Below are 7,885 nucleotides of genomic sequence, written 5' to 3'. Positions count from 1 at the left end.
GGGCGCTGCGAGGCGTCCCGGCCCGTCGCCGTGTTCAGGCCGTTGTGATGCCCAGGGAGCGCTTCAGGAAGTCGACCTGGAGCAGGAGCAGGTTCTCGGCGACCTGTTCCTGCGGGGTGATGTGGGTGACGCCGGACAGCGGCAGCACCTCGTGGGGGCGGCCGGCGGCCAGCAGGGCCGAGGACAGGCGCAGGGCGTGGGCGACCACGACGTTGTCGTCGGCGAGGCCGTGCACGATCATCAGCGGGCGGTGCGGCTCGGCGGGGGAGGACAGTCCCTCGGCGGTGACCAGGGAGCTCTTGGCGTACGACTCCGGGTGCTCCGCGGGCGTGCCCAGGTAGCGCTCCGTGTAATGGGTGTCGTACAGGCTCCAGTCGGTCACGGGCGCGCCCGCGATGCCCGCGTGGAAGACATCCGGGCGGCGCAGCACCGCCAGGCCCGCCAGCCAGCCGCCGTAGGACCAGCCGCGGATCGCCACCCGGGACAGGTCCAGGGGGTGGCGCTTCGCGAGGTCCTCCAGGGCGTCCACCTGGTCGTCCAGCGACAGCGTGAAGTCGTGGTGGATCGCCTTCTCCCAGGCGGGGGAGCGGCCCGGGGTGCCGCGGCCGTCCGCGACCACGACCGCGAAGCCCTGGTCCGCGAACCACTGCGACGTGAGGTGGGCGTTGTGCGCGGCGACCACCCGCTGGCCGTGGGGACCGCCGTAGGGGTCCATGAGCACCGGCAGAGGGGTGTCACCGTCGTAGTCCCGAGGCATAAGCACGGCGCACGGGACACGGCGTGCGCCCCCCTCGGTGAGCGTCACACGGGGGGACATACCAGGATCTTCGGCGTACGAGGGGACAGTCCTGGTCGGTTTTCCGTCGCGCAGGACACGCACCTGTGAACCTGGCCCGTTCAGTGTCGCCGAGACCAGGACCGTCACCTCCCCGGCCCGCACGGCCGCGTGCACACCCGGCTCCTGCGACACCCGCTCCACGCCCAGCTCGTTCACCCGGTACACGTGCACCTGGCCCGTCTCCGCCTCCCCGGCGGCCTCCGCACCCGCCGACGCCGAGACCAGCACGTCGTGCGCGGAGACGTCCAGCACGGCCCGGACGTGCAACTGCGCTCCCGTGAGCGGCCGTTCCCCGACCGCCAGCACTCGCGCACCGCCCTCGTCCGCGATCCGCACCAACTGGCCCGACGGGCTCCAGCACGGCACTCCGGGGAAAAGATCAAGCCATGTTCGATCTTCGTCGGCGTGCACCATCCGAGTCGCGCCGGTATCCGGATCCACGGCCAGGATCAGCTGACTGCGCTGGTCGCGCGCCTGTACGAGCAGCAGTGGCGCCCCGGCCGCTGACCAGTGGACATGCGCCAGATAGGGGTAGCGCGCCCGGTCCCAGGCGACCTCCGTGCGCGGCCCGTCCAGCCCGATCACGAACAGCCGCACCTCCGCGTTGCCCGTGCCCGCCGCCGGATACGGCACCCGCTGCGGCTCCCGTTCCGGATGCGCGGGGTCGGCGATCCACCAGCGTCGCACCGGCGTGTCGTCCACGCGCGCCATGAGCAGCCGGTCCGACTCCGGAGCCCACCAGAAGCCCCGGGAGCGTCCCATCTCCTCGGCCGCGATGAACTCGGCCAGTCCGTATGAGACATTCTCCGACTCCGGCTCGGCGAGCGCCCGGTCGCCCTCCCCCTCGGCGTCCACCACCCGCAGGGCCCCCTGCGTGACATACGCCACGTGCCGCCCGTCGGGCGACGGACGCGGGTCGATCACCGGCCCCGGCGCGGGCAGTTCACGCGCCGTCCCGGCCCTCAGCTCGGCTGCGAAAAGCCGCCCTGACAAGGCAAAAGAGGCCAGCTCGACGGCCGTGTCGGTGGCGTACCCGACGATGCCGGCCCCGCCCTCGCGACTGCGCTCGCGCCGCGCCCGTTCCTCGGGTGACAGGTCCTCCGAGGCACCGCCCAGCAGGGCGCGCGGGTCGGCGGCCACGCGCTCCCCGCCCTCCTCCGTGTCGAGGACCCAGAGCGAATTCGCCCGGTCCGTACCGGAACCGGAGCGCAGGAACACGACACGCGAACCGTCGGGCGCCACGGTGAACGAACGCGGCGCGCCGAGCGTGAAGCGCTGAGTACGGGCGTGCCGTCGAGGGAAGGAGTGAGGCTCGGTCGTCATGCCCTGACCATATTGGCCATGCGCCCCCTTGTGCGGCCGTGCGCCGATCGATGCGCGCAGCGGGATAGTTATGATCAATGTCGCATAGTGGGTATGAACCTGCTGGCTGCTGTACGGATTTGATGCCCCCATAGTTCGACCCCCCGCGCCCTCGTGGATCTTTGGAGGTGAACCGCCGTGGCACTCTCGATTTCGGCGGTGGTGCTGCTGGCGATCATCGTCTTCCTGCTCATCAAGAAGTCGGGACTGAAGGCGGGGCATGCGATCGTCTGCATGCTGCTCGGCTTCTACCTCGCCTCCTCGACGGTCGCTCCCACGATCAGCGAGCTGACGACGAACATCGCGGGCATGATCGGCAGCATCAAGTTCTGAGCGTCGCGCGTTCAGGCCCGGACCGAAGGGCGATCCGGGCCTGAGCAGAGGAGCCGCCGGATCAGCCCTCGACCGCGTACGGCACGAAGCCGGCCCACGCGGCGGGGGTGAAGGCCAGCCGGGGGCCCTCGACGTTCTTGGAGTCACGGACGTGGACGGTGCCGGGTGTTGTGGCGACCTCCACGCAGGAGTCGCCTTCGTTGCCGTCGCTGTAACTGCTCTTGAACCAGGTCAGGCCCGAAGCGTTCTGGTTGGAGACCTTGCGGCTCATGTTTCCCCCAACAGTTCTTCGATGAAGGCCAGTGACTCCCGAGGCGGGAGGGCCTGCGCTCGGATCGTGCCATACCTCAGTTCGACGACGCGGAGCTGTCGGGCGTCCGAGATGGGGCGGCCGTTGAACACGCCCTCGCAGCGGGCCACTGCTGAACCGTCCTCGAACTTCAGCAATTCGATCTTTCCGTCCAGGCCGGGATGCACCTCACAGCGGGTCGGCATCACCTGAAGCGTCACGCATCGCAGACTGCCCACCTCGAGCAGGTGCTCCAGCTGCGCGCGCCACACCATTGTGCCTCCGAGCGGACGCCGCAGCGGAGCCTCCTCCAGGACGAAACTGAGGGTGGGCGCGGGGTCCTTCTGGAAGATGGATTGCCGGGCCAGGCGGGCAGCCACCATCCGCTCGATCTCGTCCTGAGAGTAGGCCGGTTGCCGGGACTCGAAGACCGCCCTCGCGTGGTCGGCCGTCTGAAGAAGCCCACTGATGCTGTGGCAGACGTACAGGCCGATCTCCACGGCCCGCCCCTCCATCTGTGCAAGGTCCCGCACCTTCTTGGGATACCGGACCCTCTTCACGTCCTCCTTCATCGCCGCGATGAGTCCACCGGCGTCCAGCACCTCGTCCGCCGTGTCCAGATACTCGGGCCGGGGGATCCGCTTGCCGCTCTCGATCTTGTAGACGAGGTCCTCGCCGTATCCGACCGCCACCGCGAACTCGCCGGCCCGCAGCCCCGCCGCCTCCCGGCGGAGCCTCAACTGCCGCCCCACCGTGGCCACCACCGCGAGCGCCCAGTCGTCGTCCGGGTCGACCTCCCAGCCCGGCTCGTCAGCCTGCTCCGCCTCGGTCCTGACCCGCACCGCCTCGCCGTTCACCGCCATGCGCGCTCCTCCGTAGTGCCGCGTCGTACCGTCCCGCCCCGTCCGTGGGAGCCCGTGTCGACAGTCCGGCCAGTACCGAACAAGCCTTGGGTGGTAGCTCTACGTAGCGGGGCAATCACAACACGGTAGGCCGGGTCGGCCACGCTGAGTGACGTGAATCCGGAAACTGCCCAGACCAGGCCCCAACCCGACCGCAGCGTCCGCAACTTCAGCATGCTGCCGTCCTCCACAGCACGCGGCTTCACGCCACCGGAACCCGCACCCTCGCGCTCCGGTGCCGTCGGCGGCTGAAAGACAAAGGACTCCGGGGAAAGCACCCTGCCAAGCCCCACCCCTCCTGCTTGTGGCTCACGCTCACTCGGGCGGGTGAACATCCCCGGACCCGCTGGATTTCGCGACCCCACAGGCCGCACGCTCAGCGCAACGCACCACCACAACCGCAGACATGAAACGGCCCCCGCCGGGACGGCAATCCCAGTGCGAGGGCCTGACCACCGAGGAAGAGGAAGCTTCCCGATGGGTACCCAGAACCCTAGCGCGCCCCCGCGCGCCCAGGTCCGTATCGCGGGCAACAAGCACACGAACCGGCGGCCCGGCGCGACTCACCGCACCGGCGGGCTCCAGCACGACAACACCCGTCACACCACCCGCTTCACCGTGATCGGCAATCACCTGGCCCAGCACAGGGAGCTCTCGCTCCTCGCCATCGGGCTCGGCACGCACCTCCAGTCATTGCCCAAGGGCGCCCCGGCCGACATCAAGACCCTCGTCGCCCGGTTCCCCGAGGGAGCCACCCGGATCGCCGCCGCCCTGCGCGAACTGGAGGCCCACGGCTACCTGCGCCGCGAACGCGTCCGCACGCCCACCGGCCGCATCGTCACGCGCACCACCTCGTGCAATCAGCCGGCGGCGGCCCGCCACCCCACCGAGGCGACCCGAGGGGGCACGGAATCGAAACCTCGGGATGCCTGCGAGGAGCGCGCGTCCCGGGCGAACCGTGAGGCACGAGCACCCCGCAAGCCGCTCCCGGACGTCCCGCGCCCCGCGTGCCACGCCCCCGCGCTCCTCCAGGCCGCCACCGACCTCCTCGCAGACCTCCGCCGCCACGGTCCTTGCCTGCTCCTCTCCGCCGACGACACGGCCCACCTGACCCCCGGTGTCGCCGCCTGGCTGGAACGGGACGTCAGCCCCGCCGCCGTACGCCGCGCCCTGACCGCCGACCTGCCGCCCGAGGGCGTACGACGGCCCGCCGCCTTCCTGGCCCACCGTCTCGCCGCCCAGCTCCCGCCCCCGTCCCCGTTCCGGGCACCGGCCGTCGACCCGCCGTCACCGGTACGACACCCGATGCGGAACTGCGACGGCTGCGACCGCGGGTTCCGCGCTGTCCGTCCCGGCCGCTGCCGCGACTGCCGCTCCGACCTCGAGGAGGCCGCCTAGCATGAACGTGACGATCCTTGCCCCTGGGCACAGACGACGAGGAGCGAGCGCCATGACCATCGCACCCGGCAACGCGCGGCGGGACGGCTCCCATCTGTACCGGGCCATGAGGGATGTCGTGCAGTCGATGGGCGACACCCTCCCCGGGAAGTTCGAAGTCACCAAGGAAGGGATCGTGCACGACATGATGTCGCCGGGGGGCCCGCACGAGGTCACGGCCGCGCACGTCAGCCGCCGTCTGGAGAAGGTCATGCCGGACGAGTTGCTGGCCCACAACGGCACGCCCGACGTGGAAGACGTGCCCGAGGGCATCATGCGGCACCCGGACGTGATGGTGATCGCCTGGGCCGATCTCGACGTCGAAGGCTCCGTCGACCCCCGTACGGTCGTCGCCGCCATCGAGATCGTCTCCCGGTCCAACCCGGAGAACGACTGGGTGGGCAAGATGCGCGACTACCCGCTGCTCGGCATCCCGATCTATGTGATCTTCGACCCCCGTACCGGCAGCGGTGCCGTCTTCACCGACATCCACTCCACCCCGGAGGGCCCCCGCTACGCGGTGCGCAAGAACTTCGTCTACGGCGAGGACGTCACCATCGGTGAGTGGACCATCTCCACGAGCGGCCTGCCGCGCTACCAGGACGACGGGGCGGAAGAGTCGGAGTCGTGAAGGGCGTGATCCGAAATCCGAGGGGGCTGCTCCGGTCACCTCCGGCGTCGAGCACCTGGGCACGGGCGAACAGCGGTCCGGTGCCTCGTAGGCTGGCCCCATGACGGAACTGCCCTCGCGTCGTCTGCTGCTGGTGCACGCGCACCCGGACGACGAGTCGATCAACAACGGCGCGACCATGGCCAGGTACGCGGCCGAGGGTGCCCACGTCACCCTGGTCACCTGCACTCTCGGTGAGCGCGGCGAGGTCATCCCGCCCGAGCTCGCGCACCTGACGGGCGCCGCCCTGGGCCAACACCGCCGTCGTGAGCTCAGCGCCGCCATGGCCGAGCTCGGCGTCCGGGACTTCCGCCTGCTCGGCGGCGCCGGCCGCTACAGCGACTCCGGGATGATGGGCCTGCCCGACAACGACGACCCCGGCTGCTTCTGGCAGGCCGACGTCGACGAGGCCGCCGCACACCTCGTCGAGGTGATCCGCGAGGTCCGCCCCCAGGTGCTCGTCACCTACGACGACCACGGCGGCTACGGCCACCCCGACCACATCCAGGCCCACCGGGTCGCCATGCGCGCCGCGCAACTGTCCGCCGACGCCGGTGTGCCGATCCCCAAGGTCTACTGGAACCGGGTCCCCCGGCCCGTTGTGGAGGAGTCCTTCGCGCGGCTCCGGGAGGACCTGCCCGGCACGCCCTTCGCCAAGGCGGCCGAGGTCGACGACGTCCCGGGTGTCGTGCCCGAGGTGCGCATCACCACCGTGGTCGACGGCACCGCCCACGCCGCCGCCAAGGCCGCCGCGATGCGCGCCCACGCCACCCAGATCACCGTGGCCGAGCCGTACTTCGTGCTGTCCAACGAACTCGCCCAGCCGATCCTCACCACCGAGTACTACGAGCTGGTGCGGGGCGAGCGGGCCTCCGGAGAACCGGAGACGGACCTCTTCGCCGGTGTCGGGGAGGCCTCATGAGCGACCGCACGTCGATGCTCGCCCAGCCGATGCGCCCGCCCACCGCCGGACGCGTCGGCGCCTGCCTCGGCTTCTTCGTGCTCGGCGCCCTGGTGGGCGTGGCCGGGGCCCTGGTGCAGCCCGGGTGGTTCCCGGGCGGGCTGCTGCTCGCCCTGGCCGGTGAGGCCGGGGCCGTCCTGGGTGCTACCCGTGTCCTCCGCGGCCGGGCCGGGGGCGTCGCGGCCGCCGCGGGCTGGATGCTCGCGGTCGTGCTGCTCACCGCCAGCCGTCCCGAGGGCGACTTCCTCTTCGCCGCGGGGAGCGGCTCCTATCTCTTCCTGCTCGGGGGCATCGCCGTGGCTGTGATCTGTGCCACCCTCGCCCCGGGGCGGCAACCGGACGGCGGTCCCGTCCGACTTGCCAAGTGACGTACCACTTCGCCATGACGTGGCCGTGGGGGTCCGGTGTGGGTTTCCATGGCGGTCACGGGATACGGGCGAGAAGTGGCCAGTATGGTGGTGCGCGCCGCCGAGCTGCCCGCGTGAGGTTGTGTCGGGCGGCGGAGCCAACCGGGAGAACCTGCCTTGAGTCGTGAAACTGACACTCCGTCCTCCGGGCCCAACGGGCGCGGTGGAGCCGCCTACCCGTCGGGTACGCCGCCGTACGGGACCCCGACGGTCTCCGACGCCGGTACGGACGCGGGCCGTTCGGCCACGCGGCCGGAGGAACGCAAGACCGAGACCACGCTGACGACCCGGATCCGGATCAACATCCCCGGGTCGCGGCCCATTCCGCCCGTGGTGATGCGCACGCCCGTCACGGAGGCGGAGGGATCGGCCGACACCGACACGCACGGTGAGGCGTCGACGGCGCCGGGCGCCGCCCCGTCCGCGGGCGTTGGCGCGGGCCCGGGCCCGCGCCTGGTCGAGTCTCCCGCCGAGTCCGCGCAGCCGGGCGACGACAAGCCGGCCAGCGACTGGTTCGCGCCCCGCAAGTCCGGCGGGGGCAAGGGCGGTCCGGGCAGTGGCTCCACCAACGGGGCCGGACTGCCGGGCGGTTCGCGTCCGGCGCCGGGCGGCGCCGGTGCGGGCGGTCCCGGTGCCTCCGGCGGGGCGCGGCCGGGTGCCGGGCGGCCCGCTCGTCCTGGAGCAGA

8 protein-coding genes and 1 pseudogene are annotated in these 7,885 nt (G+C 71.4%); 6 read left to right on the top strand and 3 right to left on the bottom strand.

Features of this window, described 5'->3' with window-relative positions; genetic code table 11:
- Positions 1-34 precede the first annotated feature (34 nt).
- Positions 35-2,161 (bottom strand): prolyl oligopeptidase family serine peptidase, encoded by a 2,127-nt coding sequence (locus ABZ281_RS28235; RefSeq protein WP_356659905.1) that lies wholly within the window; start codon positions 2,159-2,161, stop codon positions 35-37.
- Positions 2,162-2,338: 177 nt separating this feature from the next.
- On the opposite strand from ABZ281_RS28235, the gene ABZ281_RS28230 reads away from it, so the two are divergent.
- The gene (locus ABZ281_RS28230) at positions 2,339-2,533 is read left to right on the top strand and encodes a hypothetical protein (protein ID WP_003992731.1); all 195 of its coding nucleotides are present in this window, start codon (positions 2,339-2,341) and stop codon (positions 2,531-2,533) included.
- 61 nt (positions 2,534-2,594) lie between these two features.
- Here ABZ281_RS28230 and ABZ281_RS28225 read toward each other — a convergent pair whose 3' ends face one another.
- Entirely contained in the window at positions 2,595-2,804 is a 210-nt protein-coding gene (locus ABZ281_RS28225) for a DUF397 domain-containing protein (RefSeq protein WP_356659903.1), read from the bottom strand.
- Positions 2,801-3,685: a helix-turn-helix transcriptional regulator gene (locus ABZ281_RS28220; RefSeq protein WP_356659901.1), complete on the bottom strand. Its 885-nt coding sequence runs from the start codon at positions 3,683-3,685 to the stop codon at positions 2,801-2,803. The genes ABZ281_RS28225 and ABZ281_RS28220 overlap by 4 nt, the downstream gene beginning before the upstream one ends.
- A 516-nt stretch (positions 3,686-4,201) precedes the next feature.
- Here ABZ281_RS28220 and ABZ281_RS28215 point away from each other — a divergent pair.
- The 5 genes and pseudogenes from ABZ281_RS28215 to ABZ281_RS28195 all read left to right on the top strand — a co-directional run.
- The gene (locus ABZ281_RS28215) at positions 4,202-5,122 is read left to right on the top strand and encodes a helix-turn-helix domain-containing protein (protein WP_356659899.1); all 921 of its coding nucleotides are present in this window, start codon (positions 4,202-4,204) and stop codon (positions 5,120-5,122) included.
- Between the two features lie 52 nt (positions 5,123-5,174).
- Positions 5,175-5,792 (top strand): Uma2 family endonuclease, encoded by a 618-nt coding sequence (locus ABZ281_RS28210; protein ID WP_356659897.1) that lies wholly within the window; start codon positions 5,175-5,177, stop codon positions 5,790-5,792.
- A gap of 100 nt (positions 5,793-5,892) precedes the next feature.
- A complete protein-coding gene (mshB, locus tag ABZ281_RS28205; RefSeq protein ID WP_356659895.1) occupies positions 5,893-6,753 on the top strand; it encodes an N-acetyl-1-D-myo-inositol-2-amino-2-deoxy-alpha-D-glucopyranoside deacetylase in 861 nt (286 codons plus the stop codon).
- Positions 6,750-7,160 carry a DUF6113 family protein gene (locus ABZ281_RS28200; protein ID WP_356228684.1) on the top strand — a complete coding sequence of 137 codons (411 nt, stop codon included), beginning with the start codon at positions 6,750-6,752 and terminating at the stop codon, positions 7,158-7,160. Before mshB ends, ABZ281_RS28200 begins: the two co-directional genes overlap by 4 nt.
- 156 nt (positions 7,161-7,316) lie before the next feature.
- A pseudogene (locus tag ABZ281_RS28195) lies at positions 7,317-7,885 on the top strand (hypothetical protein); the annotation flags it as partial.

This window comes from Streptomyces sp. NPDC006265 (assembly GCF_040613555.1).
Taxonomy (GTDB): Bacteria; Actinomycetota; Actinomycetes; order Streptomycetales; family Streptomycetaceae; genus Streptomyces.
Note: the sequence above shows the minus strand (reverse complement) of the source record. Positions and strands in the feature narration are given on the sequence as shown.

Excerpts from the sequence above, each read along its gene's own strand:
- ABZ281_RS28235 (WP_356659905.1), bottom strand. The coding sequence starts at position 2,161 with ATGACGACCGAGCCTCACTCCTTCCCTCGACGGCACGCCCGTACTCAG.
- ABZ281_RS28225 (WP_356659903.1), bottom strand. The coding sequence starts at position 2,804 with ATGAGCCGCAAGGTCTCCAACCAGAACGCTTCGGGCCTGACCTGGTTC.
- ABZ281_RS28220 (WP_356659901.1), bottom strand. The coding sequence starts at position 3,685 with ATGGCGGTGAACGGCGAGGCGGTGCGGGTCAGGACCGAGGCGGAGCAG.
- ABZ281_RS28215 (WP_356659899.1), top strand. The coding sequence starts at position 4,202 with ATGGGTACCCAGAACCCTAGCGCGCCCCCGCGCGCCCAGGTCCGTATC.
- ABZ281_RS28210 (WP_356659897.1), top strand. The coding sequence starts at position 5,175 with ATGACCATCGCACCCGGCAACGCGCGGCGGGACGGCTCCCATCTGTAC.
- mshB (WP_356659895.1), top strand. The coding sequence starts at position 5,893 with ATGACGGAACTGCCCTCGCGTCGTCTGCTGCTGGTGCACGCGCACCCG.
- ABZ281_RS28200 (WP_356228684.1), top strand. The coding sequence starts at position 6,750 with ATGAGCGACCGCACGTCGATGCTCGCCCAGCCGATGCGCCCGCCCACC.